The organism is Pseudomonas putida, assembly GCF_002906855.1.
In the GTDB taxonomy this organism is placed as follows: Bacteria; Pseudomonadota; Gammaproteobacteria; order Pseudomonadales; family Pseudomonadaceae; genus Aquipseudomonas; species Aquipseudomonas putida_N.
Map to the genome: position 1 here is coordinate 710,387 of NZ_MINI01000038.1, position 15,851 is coordinate 726,237.

Consider the following 15,851-nt stretch of genomic DNA (forward strand, 5'->3'; position numbering starts at 1 on the left):
GCCCCTTTAGGCTAGGAGTTCACTGTCGTGGCTAAAGAAAAATTTGATCGTTCCCTTCCCCACGTTAACGTCGGCACTATCGGCCACGTTGACCACGGTAAGACCACTCTGACCGCAGCTCTGACTCGCGTCTGCTCCGAAGTTTTCGGTTCGGCCGTCGTTGAGTTCGACAAAATCGACTCGGCTCCAGACATTCAGATGACTGTTACCCTGATCAAGACCATCGCAATGGAAGACGGTCTGCGCTTCGCTATCCGTGAAGGCGGTCGTACCGTCGGCGCCGGCGTCGTAGCCAAAATCATCGAGTAATCACTCGACCGATTGAAAAAAACCCCCGCTCAGCGGGGGTTTTTTTTATTGGGTTGACACTAAATTGGGGCGTCTATAGAATCACGCCTCCTTTTAGCGGGCGTAGTGCGTCCGTTGGGAACAGCCTGGAGTCTGAAATCCAATGCAAAATCAGCAAATCCGTATCAGGTTGAAGGCTTTCGACCATCGCCTGATCGACCAATCCACCCAGGAAATCGTGGAAACCGCGAAACGTACTGGTGCACAAGTGCGTGGTCCAATTCCACTGCCTACCCGCAAAGAGCGTTTCACCGTTCTGGTCTCCCCGCACGTCAACAAAGACGCGCGTGACCAGTACGAGATTCGCACTCATAAGCGTGTTCTGGACATCGTCCAGCCAACGGATAAAACCGTTGACGCGCTGATGAAGCTTGATCTGGCGGCAGGTGTGGAAGTACAGATCAGCCTCGGCTAAGACTTCGGTCTAGTCGTGTAACGCTCTGAAATGGGCGGCCATAGCGGGTGAAAGCCCCGTACACTCATGAGGTTTACAACATGACTATTGGTGTAATCGGTCGCAAGTGCGGTATGACCCGCATTTTCACCGAAGAAGGTGTCTCCATTCCGGTCACGGTCATTGAGATCGAGCCGAATCGTGTCACCCAGTTCAAAACTGAAGAAACCGATGGCTACCGTGCAGTGCAAGTCACTGTCGGCGAGCGTCGTGCTTCGCGTGTGACTGCCGCTCAGGCAGGTCACTTCGCCAAGGCCAACGTTGCCGCTGGTCGCGGTGTCTGGGAGTTCCGTCTTGAAGAAGGCGAGTTCCAGGCTGGCGACTCTATCAAAGCTGAACTCTTCACTGCAGGCCAGCTGGTTGACGTTACTGGTCAGTCCAAAGGTAAAGGCTTCGCCGGTACCATCAAGCGCTGGAACTTCCGTGGCCAGGACAACACCCACGGTAACTCCGTGTCGCACCGTGTCCCGGGCTCCATCGGCCAGTGCCAGACTCCTGGTCGTGTGTTCAAGGGCAAGAAAATGTCCGGTCACATGGGCGCCGAGCGCGTGACTGTTCAGTCCCTGGAAGTAGTTCGCGTAGACGCTGAGCGCAACCTGCTGCTCGTCAAGGGTGCCGTTCCTGGCGCTACTGGCGGCGACGTGGTTGTACGTCCAGCTGTCAAGGCTCGCGGTTAAGGGGATACTGACATGCAACTTAATGTAAATGACGCTCAGGCGATCGAAGTTTCCGAACTGGCTTTCGGTGGCGAATTCAACGAGACGCTGGTACACCAAGCAGTCGTGGCCTACATGGCCGGCGGCCGTCAGGGCACCAAGCAGCAAAAGACCCGTTCCGACGTGGCTGGTGGCGGTAAGCGCCCATGGCGTCAGAAGGGTACTGGCCGTGCTCGTGCTGGTACCACCCGTGGTCCGATCTGGCGTGGCGGTGGTGTAACCTTCGCAGCTCGTCCTCAAGATCACTCGCAGAAGCTCAACAAGAAGATGTATCGCGCAGCTCTGCGCTCCATCCTCGCTGAGCTGGTGCGTAGCGACCGTCTGGTCGTGGTTCAGGACTTCGCTGTTGAAGCGCCGAAAACCAAAGATCTGCTGAACAAGCTGAACGGCATGGGTCTGAACGACGTACTGATCGTTTCCGACGCTGTTGATCAGAACCTGTACCTGGCTGCTCGCAACCTGCCGCACGTCGACGTACGTGACGTTCAAGGTTCCGACCCGGTCAGTCTGATCGCATACGAGAAGGTGTTGATCACCGTCTCGGCCGTGAAGAAATTCGAGGAGCTGCTGGGATGAACCAGGAACGCGTATTCAAAGTCCTCCTTGGCCCGCACGTTTCCGAGAAGGCTACCGTTCTGGCTGAGAAAAAAGGCCAGTTCGTATTCAAGGTTGCTACCGATGCAACCAAGCTGGAAATCAAGAAAGCTGTCGAAGGCCTGTTCAACGTAAAAGTTGAAAACGTGTCGACTGTTAACGTTCTGGGTAAAACCAAGCGTACCGCACGTGGTCTGGGCAAGCGTAATGACTGGAAGAAGGCGATCGTCTCCCTTCAGCCAGGCCAAGATCTCGATTTCAGCAGCAGTGCTGAGTAAGGAAGGGGTGCATCATGGCAATCGTTAAATGCAAACCGACTTCCCCTGGCCGCCGTTTCGTGGTCAAGGTGGTCAACAAGGAGCTGCACAAAGGCGCTCCTCACGCACCGCTGATCGAGAAAAAATCGAAGTCTGGTGGTCGTAACAACAATGGCCGCATTACCACTCGTCACGTTGGTGGTGGTCACAAGCAGCATTACCGTCTGGTCGACTTCCGTCGCAACGACAAAGATGGCATTCCAGCCACTGTCGAGCGTATCGAATACGATCCAAACCGTACTGCTCACATCGCCCTGCTGTGCTACGCAGACGGTGAGCGTCGCTACATCATCGCCCCTAAAGGCGTGAGCGCTGGCGACCAGCTGATCGCAGGTGCTCTGGCCCCAATCAAGGCCGGTAACTCCCTGCAGCTGCGCAACATCCCAGTAGGTAGCACCATTCACGGCATCGAACTGAAGCCGGGTAAAGGTGCTCAGATCGCACGTTCCGCTGGTGCTTCGGCTCAGCTGATCGCCCGCGAAGGTGTCTACGTGACCCTGCGTCTGCGCTCTGGTGAAATGCGTAAAGTCCTGGCTGAGTGCCGTGCGACCCTGGGCGAAGTCTCGAACTCCGAGCACAGCCTGCGTTCGCTGGGTAAAGCTGGTGCCAAACGCTGGCGCGGCGTTCGCCCAACCGTTCGTGGTGTTGCCATGAACCCGGTTGACCACCCACATGGTGGTGGTGAAGGTCGTACCTCCGGTGGTCGTCATCCGGTATCGCCATGGGGCTTCCCAACCAAGGGTGCGAAGACCCGCGGTAATAAGCGTACCGACAACATGATCGTCCGTCGTCGCAAGTAACTAGAGGGATACGACAGTGCCACGTTCTCTGAAAAAAGGTCCTTTTATCGATCTTCACCTGTTGAAGAAGGTCGAAGTGGCGGTGGAGAAGAACGATCGCAAGCCAGTTAAAACCTGGTCGCGTCGCTCGATGATCCTGCCACAAATGGTCGGTCTGACCATCGCGGTTCACAACGGTCGCCAGCATGTCCCAGTTCTCGTGAACGAAGACATGGTCGGCCACAAACTGGGCGAGTTCGCCGGTACCCGCACCTATCGCGGGCACGTGGCTGACAAGAAAGCCAAGCGTTAAGGGGTAAGGAAATGGAAGTAGCCGCTAAGTTGTCGGGCGCTCGCATCTCCGCCCAGAAAGCCCGCTTGGTCGCCGACCAGATCCGCGGGAAGAAGGTGGGCGAAGCGCTCAACCTGTTGGCCTTCAGCAGCAAAAAAGCCGCTGAAATCATGAAGAAAGTCCTCGAGTCGGCCGTAGCCAACGCCGAACACAACGAAGGCGCAGACGTTGATGACCTGAAGGTCTCCACCGTCTTCGTCAACGAAGGGCGTTCGCTGAAGCGCATCATGCCACGTGCCAAAGGCCGTGCTGATCGCATCGTCAAGCGGTCTTGCCATATCACTGTCAAGGTTGCGGACAAGTAACGGAGTCGATCAGATGGGTCAGAAAGTACATCCCACTGGCATTCGCCTGGGAATCGTCAAGGAGCACACCTCCGTCTGGTACGCAGACGGTGCTACTTACGCAGATTACCTGTTGAAGGATCTGAAAACGCGTGAGTACCTCCAAGACAAACTAAAAAGCGCGTCCGTAAGCCGTATCGATATTCATCGTCCGGCTCAAACTGCACGCATCACCATCCACACCGCTCGTCCAGGTATCGTTATCGGGAAGAAAGGTGAAGATGTCGAGAAGCTGCGTCAGGACCTGACCAAGCAGATGGGTGTGCCTGTGCACATCAACATCGAAGAGATCCGCAAGCCGGAACTCGACGCTATGCTGGTTGCGCAGAGCGTAGCTCAGCAGCTGGAACGCCGCGTAATGTTCCGTCGCGCCATGAAGCGCGCCGTACAGAACGCCATGCGTATTGGTGCCAAGGGCATCAAGATCCAGGTGAGCGGTCGTCTCGGCGGTGCTGAGATTGCTCGTACCGAGTGGTATCGCGAAGGTCGTGTGCCTCTGCACACCCTGCGTGCCGATATCGACTACAACACCTACGAAGCTCACACCACTTACGGTGTGATCGGTGTGAAGGTTTGGATCTTCAAAGGCGAAGTTATTGGTGGTCGCCAAGAAGAACTGAAACCACAAGCACCAGCGCCTCGTAAAAAAGCTGCTAAGTAAGGGGTACGCCAAATGTTGCAACCAAAGCGTACAAAATTCCGCAAGCAGATGACTGGCCACAACCGTGGTCTGGCACTGCGCGGTAGCAAAGTCAGCTTCGGCGAATTCGCCCTGAAAGCTGTTGCTCGCGGTCGCCTCACCGCTCGCCAGATCGAGTCCGCACGTCGTGCGCTGACCCGTCACGTTAAGCGTGGCGGTAAGATCTGGATCCGTGTGTTCCCGGACAAGCCGATCTCCAAGAAGCCTCTCGAGGTTCGTATGGGTAAAGGTAAAGGCTCCGTGGAATACTGGGTTGCCCAGATCCAGCCAGGCAAAGTCCTGTACGAGATCGAGGGTGTTTCTGAAGAGCTGGCGCGCGAAGCTTTCGCCCTGGCTGCTGCAAAGCTGCCTCTCGCCACCTCCTTTGTTAAGCGGACGGTGATGTGATGAAAGCGAATGAACTTCGTGAAAAATCTGCACAGCAACTGAATGAGCAACTGCTCGGCTTGCTGCGCGACCAGTTCAATCTGCGTATGCAGAAAGCAACTGGCCAGTTGGGGCAGTCGCACCTGCTCTCGCAAGTTAAGCGTGACATCGCTCGCGTGAAAACTGTGCTTAACCAGCAGGCAGGTAAGTGATCATGGCTGAAGCTGAAAAAACCGTCCGTACGCTGACTGGCCGTGTCGTCAGCGACAAAATGGACAAGACCATCACCGTTCTGATCGAGCGTCGCGTAAAGCACCCGATCTACGGTAAATACGTTAAGCGTTCGACTAAGCTGCACGCGCACGACGAATCCAACCAGTGCAAAATCGGCGACAAGGTTTCCATCCGTGAAACCCGTCCGCTGGCCAAGACCAAGTCCTGGGCACTGGTTGAAGTCCTCGAACGCGCTGTTGAAGTCTAAGGGCTAGGGGTCGGAGAAATTTTATGATTCAGACTCAATCCATGCTCGATGTGGCCGATAACAGCGGCGCTCGTCGCGTCATGTGCATCAAGGTGCTCGGCGGCTCGCACCGCCGTTACGCCGGCATCGGTGACATCATCAAAGTAACCGTCAAGGAAGCAATTCCGCGCGGTAAGGTCAAAAAAGGCCAGGTGATGACTGCTGTTGTCGTCCGTACCCGTCACGGTGTACGTCGCGCTGACGGTTCCATCATTCGTTTCGACGGCAACGCTGCTGTTCTGCTGAACACCAAGCAAGAGCCGATCGGCACTCGCATTTTCGGGCCAGTGACCCGTGAACTTCGTACTGAGAAGTTCATGAAGATCGTCTCGCTCGCCCCTGAAGTGCTGTAAGGAGATCCGACATGCAAAAGATTCGTCGTGACGACGAGATCATCGTGATCGCCGGCAAAGACAAAGGTAAGCGCGGTAAGGTGCTGAAGGTTCTGGCTGATGACCGTCTGGTCATCGGTGGCGTGAACCTGGTTAAGCGTCATACCAAGCCTAACCCGATGGCGGGCGTTCAGGGCGGTATCGTCGAAAAAGAAGCGCCTCTGCACGCTTCCAACGTTGCCATCTTCAATGGCGAAACCAACAAGGCTGACCGCGTTGGTTTCAAAGTAGAAGACGGTAAGAAAATTCGTGTCTTCAAGTCGACCCAAAAAGCGGTTGATGCTTGAACACTGCTAGGTAGAAGACCATGGCACGACTGAAAGAGATTTACCGGAACGAAATCGCTCCTAAGCTTAAGGAAGAACTTAAGCTGTCGAACGTGATGGAAGTTCCGCGCGTTACCAAGATCACCCTGAACATGGGTCTGGGCGAAGCGATCGGCGACAAGAAAGTCATCGAGCACGCTGTAGCCGACCTGGAAAAGATCACCGGTCAAAAGCCGGTCGTGACTTTCGCTCGTAAATCCATCGCGGGCTTCAAAGTCCGTGAGGGATGGCCGATCGGCGTCAAGGTGACCCTGCGTAGCGACAAGATGTACGAATTCCTGGACCGCCTGCTGGCGATCTCCCTGCCTCGGGTACGCGACTTCCGCGGCCTGAATGCCAAGTCCTTCGATGGCCGTGGCAACTACAGCATGGGCGTGAAAGAGCAGATCATCTTCCCGGAAATCGATTACGACAAGATCGATGCTCTGCGCGGTTTGGACATCACCCTGACCACCACTGCTCGTTCGGATGACGAAGGCCGCGCTCTGCTGCGTGCATTCAAATTCCCGTTCCGCAACTGATTGGAGTAGGAAAATGGCCAAGAAGAGCATGAAAAACCGCGAGCTGAAGCGTCAGCTCACGGTAGCCAAGTTCGCCAAAAAGCGTGCTGAGCTGAAAGCGACCATCGTCAATCTGAACGCCTCTCCAGAAGAGCGTTTTGCTGCCGTTGTCGCTCTGCAGAAGCAGCCGCGTGATGCCAGCGCTGCGCGTCTGCGCAACCGTTGCCGCCTGACCGGTCGTCCTCACGGTGTATACCGTAAGTTCGGCCTGGGCCGTAACATGCTGCGTCAAGCTGCAATGCGCGGCGACGTACCAGGCCTGGTCAAAGCCTCCTGGTAATCGCTGCAGGTGTGATCCCGGCGGAAGGGGAGCGATCTTCCGACCGCCGGTGACCTCGCCAACAAACAAGCCCCTTCATGGGGCTTGTTTCGTTTCTGCCTTGTGTCTAGAATGACCGGCTCACCCGAGCCTGGGTTTTTTACCCTGCCCGCTTGGGTGGTTGTGATAGCCGCAAGGCTAATATTTCTTGTATCAGGAGCATCTAGCCCATGAGTATGCAGGACCCGTTAGCGGACATGCTAACTCGCATCCGTAATGCCCAGATGGCTGAAAAGTCCGTCGTAAGCATGCCTTCCTCCACCCTGAAGGTCGCGGTTGCCAAAGTTCTGAAAGACGAAGGTTACATTGCTGGTTACCAGGTAACTGGTGAGGCCAAGCCTTCCCTTTCGATCGAACTGAAGTACTTCGAAGGCCGTCCGGTCATCGAGGAACTGAAGCGTTCCAGCCGTCCTGGCCTGCGCCAGTACAAGGCCGTCACCGACCTGCCGAAAGTTCGTGGCGGTCTGGGCGTGTCTATTGTCTCCACCAACAAAGGTGTGATGACTGACCGCGCTGCGCGCGCTGCCGGTGTCGGCGGCGAAGTTCTGTGCACAGTGTTCTAAGGGGAGATAGGCATGTCTCGCGTCGCTAAGAACCCCGTTAAGCTGCCATCCGGTGTCGAAGTCAAATTCGCCGGTCAGCAGCTTTCGGTGAAGGGTGCCAAAGGCACTCTCGAACTGAACGTTCACTCGTCTGTTGAAGTTACCGAAGAGTCTGGCGAGCTGCGTTTCGTCGCTCGCAATGGTGACCAGCAAGCTCGCGCCATGGCCGGTACTACCCGTGCCCTGGTGAACAACATGGTCCAAGGCGTAAGCCAAGGCTTCGAGCGCAAGCTCCAGCTGGTCGGTGTTGGTTACAAGGCGCAGGCCAAAGGCGAAATCCTGAACCTGGCCCTGGGCTTCTCTCACCCAGTGGACTACGAACTGCCAGCCGGCATCACCGCTGAAACGCCTAGCCAGACCGACATCCTGATCAAGGGTATCGACAAGCAGCTGGTAGGTCAGGTGGCCGCTGAAATCCGCGGGTTCCGTCCGCCAGAGCCTTACAAAGGCAAGGGTGTACGTTACGCGGACGAAGCAGTCCGTCGTAAAGAAGCCAAGAAGAAGTAGGGCCTAGCAAATGACCGACAAAAAAGTTATTCGACTGCGTCGCGCTCGCAAAGCACGCCTCAAGATGCACGAACTCGAAGTCGTGCGCCTGTGCGTGTTCCGCTCCTCGCAGCACATCTACGCCCAGGTCATTTCGGCCGACGGCAGCAAGGTTCTGGCAAGCGCCTCGACCTTGGACAAAGACCTGCGTGATGGCGCCACTGGCAACATCGACGCGGCCACTAAGGTTGGCAAGCTGGTAGCTGAGCGTGCGAAAGCCGCCGGTGTATCTCAAGTTGCCTTTGACCGTTCCGGCTTCAAGTACCACGGCCGCGTCAAAGCGCTGGCTGATGCTGCTCGTGAAGGCGGGCTGGAGTTCTAAGTTATGGCAAATAACGATCAAAAGCGCGACGAAGGCTACATCGAGAAGCTGGTTCAAGTTAACCGCGTAGCTAAAACCGTTAAAGGCGGCCGTATCTTCACCTTCACCGCGCTGACCGTGGTTGGTGATGGCAAGGGTCGCGTCGGTTTCGGCCGTGGCAAGTCGCGCGAAGTACCTGCTGCGATCCAGAAAGCCATGGAAGCTGCTCGTCGCAACATGATCCAGGTTGACCTGAAGGGCACTACCCTGCAGTACGCCACCAAGGCTGCCCACGGCGCCTCGAAGGTTTACATGCAGCCTGCCTCGGAAGGTACCGGTATCATCGCCGGCGGCGCCATGCGTGCCGTCCTGGAAGTTGCTGGTGTTCAGAACGTCCTGGCCAAGTGCTACGGTTCGACCAACCCGGTGAACGTGGTTTACGCCACCTTCAAGGGTCTGAAAGCCATGCAATCTCCTGAGTCCATTGCTGCCAAGCGCGGCAAGAGCGTTGAGGAGATCTTCTAATCATGGCAACCGTAAAAGTAACGCTGATCAAGAGCGTCTCGGGCCGCCTGCCTAACCACAAACTGTGCGTTAAAGGTCTGGGTCTGCGTCGCATCGGTCACACTGTAGAAGTCCAGGATACTCCCGAGAACCGCGGGATGATCAACAAGGCTTACTACATGCTGAAGGTCGAGGGTTAATCGATGAAACTCAATGATCTGAGTCCAGCGCCGGGTTCCCGTCGCGAGAAGCATCGTCCAGGTCGTGGTATCGGTAGCGGTCTGGGTAAGACCGGCGGCCGTGGCCACAAAGGTCAGACCTCCCGTTCCGGTGGTTCGATCGCTCCTGGCTTCGAAGGCGGTCAACAGCCGCTGCACCGTCGTCTGCCGAAGTTCGGCTTCGTTTCCCTGAAAGCCATGGACCGCGCTGAAGTGCGTCTGTCCGAGCTGGCCAAAGTGGAAGGCGACGTGGTTTCCGTACAGTCCCTGAAGGACGCCAACGTGATTGGCCAGAACGTACAGCGTGTGAAAATCATGCTGTCTGGCGAAGTCACTCGCGCAGTCACCATCAAGGGCATCGCAGCCACCAAGGGTGCGCGTGCGGCTATCGAAGCAGCTGGCGGCAAGTTCGAGGAATAAATGGCTAAGCAAGGTGCTCTCTCTTCGCTCGGTAAGGGCGGGATGTCGGAACTCTGGGCTCGTCTGCGCTTTCTGTTCATGGCGATCATCGTCTATCGGATAGGTGCGCATATCCCGGTTCCTGGCATCAATCCGGACCGTCTGGCGGATCTGTTTCGGCAGAATGAGGGGACCATTCTTAGCTTGTTCAACATGTTTTCCGGTGGCGCGCTTGAGCGCATGAGCATCTTTGCACTGGGGATCATGCCGTACATCTCGGCATCGATCATCATGCAGCTGATGACGGCGGTCAGCCCGCAACTGGAGCAGTTGAAGAAGGAAGGTGAAGCTGGCCGTCGCAAGATCAGCCAGTACACCCGCTACGGCACCGTTATCCTGGCACTGGTTCAAGCCATTGGCATGTCCATTGGCCTGGCCAACCAGGGCGTGGCGTTTTCTGCGGGTCTCGGCTTCTATGTCGTTGCTGTCTCCACCTTTGTGGCAGGCGCGATGTTCATGATGTGGCTGGGCGAGCAGATCACCGAGCGCGGTGTGGGCAACGGTATCTCGATGTTGATCTTCGCAGGTATCGTTGCCGGTCTTCCGAGAGCAATCGGGCAGTCTTTCGAGTCTGCACGCACAGGCGATATCAACATTTTCGCCCTGGTCGCAATCGGTTTGCTTGCAGTAGCGATCATCGGTTTCGTGGTGTTCATTGAGCGTGGTCAGCGTCGTATCGCCGTTCACTACGCCAAGCGTCAGCAGGGCCGCAAGGTCTTCGCTGCGCAGACCAGCCACTTGCCGCTGAAGGTGAACATGGCAGGGGTTATCCCGGCCATTTTCGCGAGCAGCATTTTGCTGTTCCCGGCTTCGCTGGGTGCCTGGTTCGGTCAGTCCGAAGGTATGGGCTGGCTGCAGGACATCTCGCAGTCGATCGCTCCTGGTCAGCCGTTGAACATTCTGCTGTTTAGTGCAGGGATCATTTTCTTCTGCTTCTTCTACACAGCGTTGATGTTCAACCCGAAAGACGTAGCGGAAAACCTGAAGAAGTCCGGTGCCTTTATTCCGGGTATCCGTCCTGGTGAGCAGTCCGCACGCTACATTGATGGCGTTCTGACTCGTCTGACCATGTTCGGTGCTCTTTACATGATGGCCGTCTGCCTTCTGCCCCAGTTCCTGGTGGTGGCAGCAAATGTGCCGTTCTACCTTGGCGGGACCTCGTTGCTGATTGTGGTAGTGGTTGTGATGGACTTCATGTCCCAAGTACAATCGCACCTCGTTTCGCACCAGTACGAATCCCTGATGAAGAAAGCCAACCTGAAAGGCTACGGCGGCAGCGGTCTGCTGCGCTGATACGCCCCTAAGGTTCGAGGAGTCGGTAATGAAAGTTCGTGCATCGGTGAAAAAGCTGTGCCGTAACTGCAAGATCATCCGTCGCGAAGGCGTCGTACGAGTGATCTGCAGCGCGGAACCGCGTCACAAACAGCGCCAAGGCTGAGTGTGATCTGCGCTTCAAACCCAGCAGCTAGTGTGCTGCTGGGTTGATTATTCGTTTCTACAGCGATATTATCTCGCGCCCTATTTCTTGGCTTCCGGGGCGTAGGTAGCTGTCAATTGGAGTCCCACTGAATGGCCCGTATTGCAGGCGTCAACATTCCAGATAACAAGCATACTGTTATCTCGCTGACCTACATCTATGGTGTCGGTCGCACAACTGCACAGAAGATCTGTGCAGACGCTGGTGTCAACCCAGCCGCAAAGATCAAGGATCTGAGCGACGAGCAAATCGAAACCCTGCGTGGCGAAGTCGCGAAGTTCACCACCGAAGGTGACCTGCGTCGTGACATCAACATGAAGATCAAACGCTTGATGGACCTGGGTTGCTACCGCGGCCTGCGTCATCGTAAAGGTCTGCCGGTTCGCGGTCAGCGCACCAAGACCAACGCACGCACCCGTAAGGGCCCGCGTAAGCCGATCCGCAAGTAATCGCCCAGGAATATAGACATGGCAAAACCTGCTGCTCGTCCTCGTAAGAAAGTCAAAAAGACAGTGGTTGATGGCATCGCCCACATCCACGCTTCTTTCAACAACACCATCGTGACCATCACCGACCGTCAGGGCAACGCACTGTCCTGGGCTACTTCCGGTGGTTCGGGTTTCCGTGGTTCGCGCAAATCCACCCCGTTCGCAGCCCAGATTGCTGCTGAGCGTGCTGGTCAAGCTGCGCTGGAATATGGTCTGAAGAACCTCGACGTCAACGTCAAGGGTCCAGGTCCAGGTCGTGAATCCGCCGTTCGTGCATTGAACAGCTGCGGCTACAAGATCGCCAGCATCACCGACGTGACGCCAATCCCGCACAACGGGTGCCGTCCGCCGAAGAAGCGTCGCGTGTAATCAGGAGACAGAAGAATGGCACGTTACATTGGTCCAAAATGCAAACTGTCTCGTCGTGAAGGCACCGACCTGTTCCTGAAGAGCGGCGTTCGCGCTCTGGAATCGAAGTGCAACATCGAAGCAGCCCCAGGTATCCACGGCCAGCGCCGTGGCCGTCAGTCCGACTACGGTACCCAGCTGCGCGAGAAACAAAAAGTCCGTCGTATCTACGGTGTTCTGGAGCGTCAGTTCCGCGGTTACTACCAAGCTGCTGCCTCGAAAAAAGGCGCAACCGGTGAGAACCTGCTGCAGCTGCTCGAGTGCCGTCTGGATAACGTCGTTTACCGTATGGGCTTCGGTTCGACTCGTTCCGAATCCCGTCAGCTGGTTTCGCACAAAGCGATCAGCGTCAACGGTAAGACTGTAAACATTCCATCCTACCAAGTTCGTCCGGGTGACGTGGTCGCGGTTCGCGAGAAGTCGCTGAACCAGCTGCGCATTGTTCAAGCCCTTGAACTGTGCGCCCAGCGTGGCCGAGTTGAGTGGGTAGACGTAGATTCCGCTAAGAAGTCGGGCGTTTTCAAGAACGTTCCAGCTCGTGGCGATCTGTCTGCCGACATCAACGAAAACCTGATTGTCGAGCTCTACTCCAAGTAAGGGCTAGAAAATAGGTGCATCCATGCAGATTTCGGTAAATGAGTTCCTGACTCCCCGCCATATTGATGTGCAGGTAGTCAGTCCGACCCGCGCCAAGATTACGCTCGAGCCTCTCGAGCGTGGTTTCGGCCATACCCTGGGCAACGCGCTGCGCCGCATCCTGTTGTCCTCCATGCCTGGCTGTGCAGTAGTCGAGGCCGAGATCGATGGCGTACTCCATGAGTACTCCGCGATCGAAGGTGTTCAGGAAGACGTAATTGAAATCCTGTTGAACCTGAAAGGCCTGGCTATCAAACTGCACGGTCGTGACGAAGTTACGCTGACCTTGTCGAAAAAGGGTTCGGGGGTGGTTACCGCTGCCGATATTCAGCTGGATCACGATGTCGAGATCGTCAACCCCGATCACGTAATCGCGAACCTGGCGTCCAACGGCGCCCTGAACATGAAGCTCACCGTAGCTCGTGGTCGTGGTTACGAGCCGGCTGACTCCCGTCAAACCGACGAAGACGAAAGCCGTAGCATTGGCCGTCTGCAGCTGGACGCTTCGTTCAGCCCGGTGCGTCGTATCGCCTATGTGGTCGAGAACGCCCGTGTTGAACAGCGTACCAACCTGGACAAGCTGGTCATTGATCTGGAAACCAACGGCACCCTGGATCCTGAAGAGGCTATCCGCCGCGCTGCGACCATCCTGCAACAGCAGCTGGCCGCGTTCGTCGACCTCAAAGGTGACAGTGAGCCTGTCGTAGTCGAGCAGGAAGACGAGATCGATCCGATCCTGCTGCGCCCGGTTGACGACCTGGAACTGACTGTACGTTCGGCCAACTGCCTCAAGGCGGAGAACATCTACTACATCGGCGACCTGATTCAGCGTACCGAAGTAGAGCTGTTGAAGACTCCTAACCTTGGCAAGAAGTCCCTGACTGAAATCAAGGACGTTCTGGCCTCTCGTGGTCTGTCTCTCGGCATGCGCCTCGACAACTGGCCGCCTGCAAGTCTTAAGAAAGACGACAAGGCGACCGCCTGATCGTCGTAATCACCGAACGTAGTGTTTGGTAAGGAATGAATCATGCGTCATCGTAAAAGTGGACGTCACCTGAGCCGTACCAGCTCTCACCGCAAGGCTATGTTCCAGAACATGGCAGTGTCGTTGATCGAGCACGAGCTGATCAAAACCACCCTGCCGAAAGCCAAGGAACTGCGCCGCGTTGCCGAGCCGCTGATCACCCTGGCCAAGGAAGACAGCGTTGCTAACCGTCGTCTGGCCTTCGACCGTACCCGTTCGAAGTCCGCTGTTGGCAAACTGTTCAACGACCTGGGCAAGCGTTACGCCACCCGTCAGGGCGGCTACCTGCGCATCCTGAAGTGCGGTTTCCGCGCTGGCGACAACGCGCCTATGGCGTACGTCGAGCTGGTTGATCGTCCGGTCGGCGGTGCTGTAGAAGCTGCTGAGTAAGACGTTCTGTCTGCTACAAAGAACCGGGCCTAGTGCCCGGTTTTTTGTGTCTGCAGATATTGTTTATTTCTATTGATACAAGTCATGTAATGAATTTGTTCTGAAACAACCGCTCGTCGATACTCCTTCTCAAGCCGTTTAGCCGGCGCCTGAAGACCGATAAGGAGAGCCCATGAGCAAAATTCTCACCACCGCCAGCGGTGCACCTGTAGCCGACAACCAGAATTCCCGCTCGGCCGGCCCACGCGGCCCGCTGCTGCTCGACGACTTCCACCTGATCGAGAAGCTCGCCCACTTCAACCGTGAGAACATCCCTGAGCGCCGTGTGCACGCCAAAGGCTCGGGTGCCTACGGTACCTTCACCGTCACCCGCGATATCACCTCGCACACCAGTGCCAAGTTGTTCGAACAGATCGGCAAGCAGACCGAGACCTTCCTGCGATTCTCGACGGTCGGCGGCGAGCGTGGCTCGGCGGATACCGAACGTGACCCACGTGGTTTTGCGGTGAAGTTCTACACCGAGGAAGGCAACTGGGACATCGTTGGCAACAACACGCCGGTGTTCTTCATCCGTGACCCGCTCAAGTTCCCGGATTTTATCCACACCCAGAAGCGCCACCCGCAAACCAACCTGAAGAACGCCCAGATGATGTGGGACTTCTGGTCGCACTCGCCCGAGGCGCTGCACCAGGTCACCATCCTGTTCTCTGACCGCGGTATCCCGGACGGGTACCGGCACATGCACGGCTTCGGTAGCCACACCTACAGCCTGATCAATGCCAAAGGCGAGCGCACCTGGGTCAAATGGCACTTCAAGACCCAGCAAGGCATCAAGAACCTGGTTCCGGCCGATGCCGCACGCCTGGCCGGTACTGATCCGGACTACGCCCAGCGTGACCTGTTCGAAGCCATCGAGCGTGGCGACTTCCCGCGTTGGACCGTGTGCATCCAGGTGATGAGCGAGGCCGAGGCCGCCAACCGCGACGAGAACCCGTTCGACGTTACCAAGACCTGGTCGCAGAAGGACTACCCGCTGATCGAGGTCGGTGTACTGGAGCTCAACCGCAACCCGCTGAACTACTTTGCCGAAGTGGAACAGGCGACGTTCGGCCCCAGCAACATGGTCCCGGGTGTCGGCCTGTCGCCTGACCGCATGCTGCAGGGCCGCGTATTCGCCTACGCCGATGCACACCGCTACCGTGTGGGTACCAACCACCAGCAACTGCCGGTGAACGCCCCACGCAGCCCGGTGAACAGCTACCAGCGCGATGGTTCGATGACCATGGGCAGCTATGGCAGTACGCCGAACTATGAGCCCAACAGCTACGCTGATGCGCCGAAGCAGTCGCCACGCCACGCCGAACCCGCACTGGCCCTCAGCGGTGCAGCGGACCGTCACGACCACCGCGAGGACAACGACTACTACAGCCACGCCGGTGCGTTGTTCCGCCTGATGAGCGACGAGCAGAAGGCGCTGCTGATCAGCAACATCGCCGGCACCATGGCGGGCGTCAGCGAAGACGTGATTCAGCGCCAGTTGCAGCACTTCTTCAAGGCCGACCCTGCCTATGGCGAAGGCATCGCCAAGGCATTGGGCGTGAATCTCGCCTAAGTCGAAGTGATAAGTAGAACCGCCCTCATTTGGGCGGTTTTTCAATGAAAATCACTACTGTTTAACCGATTTTTTGCATGTAATTGCGCGCTTTTCAGT

General features: G+C 56.7%; 30 protein-coding genes. All 30 read left to right on the top strand.

Going from position 1 to position 15,851, the window contains the following annotated elements; translation table 11 throughout:
* Positions 1–27: 27 nt before the first annotated feature.
* The 30 genes from BGP85_RS29625 (at position 28) to BGP85_RS15860 (ending at position 15,752) form a co-directional block, all read left to right on the top strand.
* Positions 28–309: an EF-Tu C-terminal domain-related protein gene (locus BGP85_RS29625; RefSeq protein ID WP_103466497.1), complete on the top strand. Its 282-nt coding sequence runs from the start codon at positions 28–30 to the stop codon at positions 307–309.
* Positions 310–451: 142 nt separating this feature from the next.
* On the top strand, positions 452–763 hold the full coding sequence (gene rpsJ, locus BGP85_RS15720) for a 30S ribosomal protein S10 (protein ID WP_003186070.1): 312 nt from the start codon (positions 452–454) through the stop codon (positions 761–763).
* 80 nt (positions 764–843) lie between these two features.
* Positions 844–1,479: a 50S ribosomal protein L3 gene (gene rplC, locus BGP85_RS15725; protein ID WP_027917847.1), complete on the top strand. Its 636-nt coding sequence runs from the start codon at positions 844–846 to the stop codon at positions 1,477–1,479.
* 12 nt (positions 1,480–1,491) lie between these two features.
* Positions 1,492–2,094 carry a 50S ribosomal protein L4 gene (rplD, locus tag BGP85_RS15730; protein ID WP_027917846.1) on the top strand — a complete coding sequence of 201 codons (603 nt, stop codon included), beginning with the start codon at positions 1,492–1,494 and terminating at the stop codon, positions 2,092–2,094.
* Complete coding sequence (gene rplW / locus BGP85_RS15735) at positions 2,091–2,390, top strand: 50S ribosomal protein L23 (RefSeq protein ID WP_003255484.1); 300 nt, start codon at positions 2,091–2,093, stop codon at positions 2,388–2,390. The genes rplD and rplW overlap by 4 nt, the downstream gene beginning before the upstream one ends.
* 14 nt (positions 2,391–2,404) lie before the next feature.
* Positions 2,405–3,229: a 50S ribosomal protein L2 gene (gene rplB, locus BGP85_RS15740; protein WP_003255483.1), complete on the top strand. Its 825-nt coding sequence runs from the start codon at positions 2,405–2,407 to the stop codon at positions 3,227–3,229.
* 16 nt (positions 3,230–3,245) lie between these two features.
* Positions 3,246–3,521, top strand: coding sequence for a 30S ribosomal protein S19 (gene rpsS / locus BGP85_RS15745; protein ID WP_003255482.1), 276 nt, complete (start codon positions 3,246–3,248; stop codon positions 3,519–3,521).
* Between the two features lie 11 nt (positions 3,522–3,532).
* On the top strand, positions 3,533–3,865 hold the full coding sequence (gene rplV, locus BGP85_RS15750) for a 50S ribosomal protein L22 (RefSeq protein ID WP_003103908.1): 333 nt from the start codon (positions 3,533–3,535) through the stop codon (positions 3,863–3,865).
* A gap of 13 nt (positions 3,866–3,878) precedes the next feature.
* Positions 3,879–4,565 (top strand): 30S ribosomal protein S3, encoded by a 687-nt coding sequence (gene rpsC, locus BGP85_RS15755; protein WP_003255481.1) that lies wholly within the window; start codon positions 3,879–3,881, stop codon positions 4,563–4,565.
* A gap of 12 nt (positions 4,566–4,577) precedes the next feature.
* Positions 4,578–4,991: a 50S ribosomal protein L16 gene (rplP, locus tag BGP85_RS15760; protein ID WP_003255479.1), complete on the top strand. Its 414-nt coding sequence runs from the start codon at positions 4,578–4,580 to the stop codon at positions 4,989–4,991.
* Entirely contained in the window at positions 4,991–5,182 is a 192-nt protein-coding gene (gene rpmC / locus BGP85_RS15765) for a 50S ribosomal protein L29 (protein ID WP_002555481.1), read from the top strand. Before rplP ends, rpmC begins: the two co-directional genes overlap by 1 nt.
* Positions 5,183–5,184: 2 nt before the next feature.
* Complete coding sequence (gene rpsQ / locus BGP85_RS15770) at positions 5,185–5,451, top strand: 30S ribosomal protein S17 (protein ID WP_008089812.1); 267 nt, start codon at positions 5,185–5,187, stop codon at positions 5,449–5,451.
* Positions 5,452–5,474: 23 nt separating this feature from the next.
* On the top strand, positions 5,475–5,843 hold the full coding sequence (gene rplN, locus BGP85_RS15775; protein ID WP_008089810.1) for a 50S ribosomal protein L14: 369 nt from the start codon (positions 5,475–5,477) through the stop codon (positions 5,841–5,843).
* Positions 5,844–5,854: 11 nt separating this feature from the next.
* Positions 5,855–6,169 carry a 50S ribosomal protein L24 gene (gene rplX / locus BGP85_RS15780; protein ID WP_003255476.1) on the top strand — a complete coding sequence of 105 codons (315 nt, stop codon included), beginning with the start codon at positions 5,855–5,857 and terminating at the stop codon, positions 6,167–6,169.
* A 20-nt stretch (positions 6,170–6,189) separates the two neighbouring features.
* Positions 6,190–6,729 carry a 50S ribosomal protein L5 gene (gene rplE, locus BGP85_RS15785; protein WP_003255474.1) on the top strand — a complete coding sequence of 180 codons (540 nt, stop codon included), beginning with the start codon at positions 6,190–6,192 and terminating at the stop codon, positions 6,727–6,729.
* A gap of 13 nt (positions 6,730–6,742) precedes the next feature.
* A complete protein-coding gene (gene rpsN, locus BGP85_RS15790; protein ID WP_012316516.1) occupies positions 6,743–7,048 on the top strand; it encodes a 30S ribosomal protein S14 in 306 nt (101 codons plus the stop codon).
* 209 nt (positions 7,049–7,257) lie between these two features.
* The gene (gene rpsH / locus BGP85_RS15795; protein WP_003255471.1) at positions 7,258–7,650 is read left to right on the top strand and encodes a 30S ribosomal protein S8; all 393 of its coding nucleotides are present in this window, start codon (positions 7,258–7,260) and stop codon (positions 7,648–7,650) included.
* Positions 7,651–7,662: 12 nt separating this feature from the next.
* The gene (gene rplF / locus BGP85_RS15800; RefSeq protein ID WP_103448762.1) at positions 7,663–8,196 is read left to right on the top strand and encodes a 50S ribosomal protein L6; all 534 of its coding nucleotides are present in this window, start codon (positions 7,663–7,665) and stop codon (positions 8,194–8,196) included.
* 10 nt (positions 8,197–8,206) lie between these two features.
* Positions 8,207–8,557 (top strand): 50S ribosomal protein L18, encoded by a 351-nt coding sequence (gene rplR, locus BGP85_RS15805; RefSeq protein ID WP_003255467.1) that lies wholly within the window; start codon positions 8,207–8,209, stop codon positions 8,555–8,557.
* Positions 8,558–8,560: 3 nt separating this feature from the next.
* Complete coding sequence (gene rpsE, locus BGP85_RS15810; protein ID WP_003255465.1) at positions 8,561–9,061, top strand: 30S ribosomal protein S5; 501 nt, start codon at positions 8,561–8,563, stop codon at positions 9,059–9,061.
* Positions 9,062–9,063: 2 nt separating this feature from the next.
* Positions 9,064–9,240, top strand: a complete 177-nt coding sequence (rpmD, locus tag BGP85_RS15815) for a 50S ribosomal protein L30 (RefSeq protein WP_003255463.1) — start codon at positions 9,064–9,066, stop codon at positions 9,238–9,240.
* A gap of 3 nt (positions 9,241–9,243) precedes the next feature.
* Positions 9,244–9,678: a 50S ribosomal protein L15 gene (rplO, locus tag BGP85_RS15820; RefSeq protein ID WP_023382625.1), complete on the top strand. Its 435-nt coding sequence runs from the start codon at positions 9,244–9,246 to the stop codon at positions 9,676–9,678.
* On the top strand, positions 9,679–11,010 hold the full coding sequence (gene secY / locus BGP85_RS15825) for a preprotein translocase subunit SecY (protein ID WP_103448763.1): 1,332 nt from the start codon (positions 9,679–9,681) through the stop codon (positions 11,008–11,010).
* 28 nt (positions 11,011–11,038) lie between these two features.
* Positions 11,039–11,155 (top strand): 50S ribosomal protein L36, encoded by a 117-nt coding sequence (gene rpmJ, locus BGP85_RS15830; RefSeq protein WP_002555468.1) that lies wholly within the window; start codon positions 11,039–11,041, stop codon positions 11,153–11,155.
* Between the two features lie 131 nt (positions 11,156–11,286).
* Positions 11,287–11,643: a 30S ribosomal protein S13 gene (rpsM, locus tag BGP85_RS15835; RefSeq protein ID WP_003255457.1), complete on the top strand. Its 357-nt coding sequence runs from the start codon at positions 11,287–11,289 to the stop codon at positions 11,641–11,643.
* 18 nt (positions 11,644–11,661) lie between these two features.
* Positions 11,662–12,051 (top strand): 30S ribosomal protein S11, encoded by a 390-nt coding sequence (gene rpsK, locus BGP85_RS15840; protein ID WP_003255454.1) that lies wholly within the window; start codon positions 11,662–11,664, stop codon positions 12,049–12,051.
* Between the two features lie 15 nt (positions 12,052–12,066).
* On the top strand, positions 12,067–12,687 hold the full coding sequence (rpsD, locus tag BGP85_RS15845) for a 30S ribosomal protein S4 (protein WP_027917844.1): 621 nt from the start codon (positions 12,067–12,069) through the stop codon (positions 12,685–12,687).
* 22 nt (positions 12,688–12,709) lie between these two features.
* A complete protein-coding gene (locus BGP85_RS15850; RefSeq protein WP_003255452.1) occupies positions 12,710–13,711 on the top strand; it encodes a DNA-directed RNA polymerase subunit alpha in 1,002 nt (333 codons plus the stop codon).
* A gap of 42 nt (positions 13,712–13,753) precedes the next feature.
* Entirely contained in the window at positions 13,754–14,140 is a 387-nt protein-coding gene (gene rplQ / locus BGP85_RS15855) for a 50S ribosomal protein L17 (protein WP_003255451.1), read from the top strand.
* Between the two features lie 172 nt (positions 14,141–14,312).
* A complete protein-coding gene (locus tag BGP85_RS15860; protein WP_103448764.1) occupies positions 14,313–15,752 on the top strand; it encodes a catalase in 1,440 nt (479 codons plus the stop codon).
* The last annotated feature ends 99 nt before the right edge of the window (positions 15,753–15,851 follow it).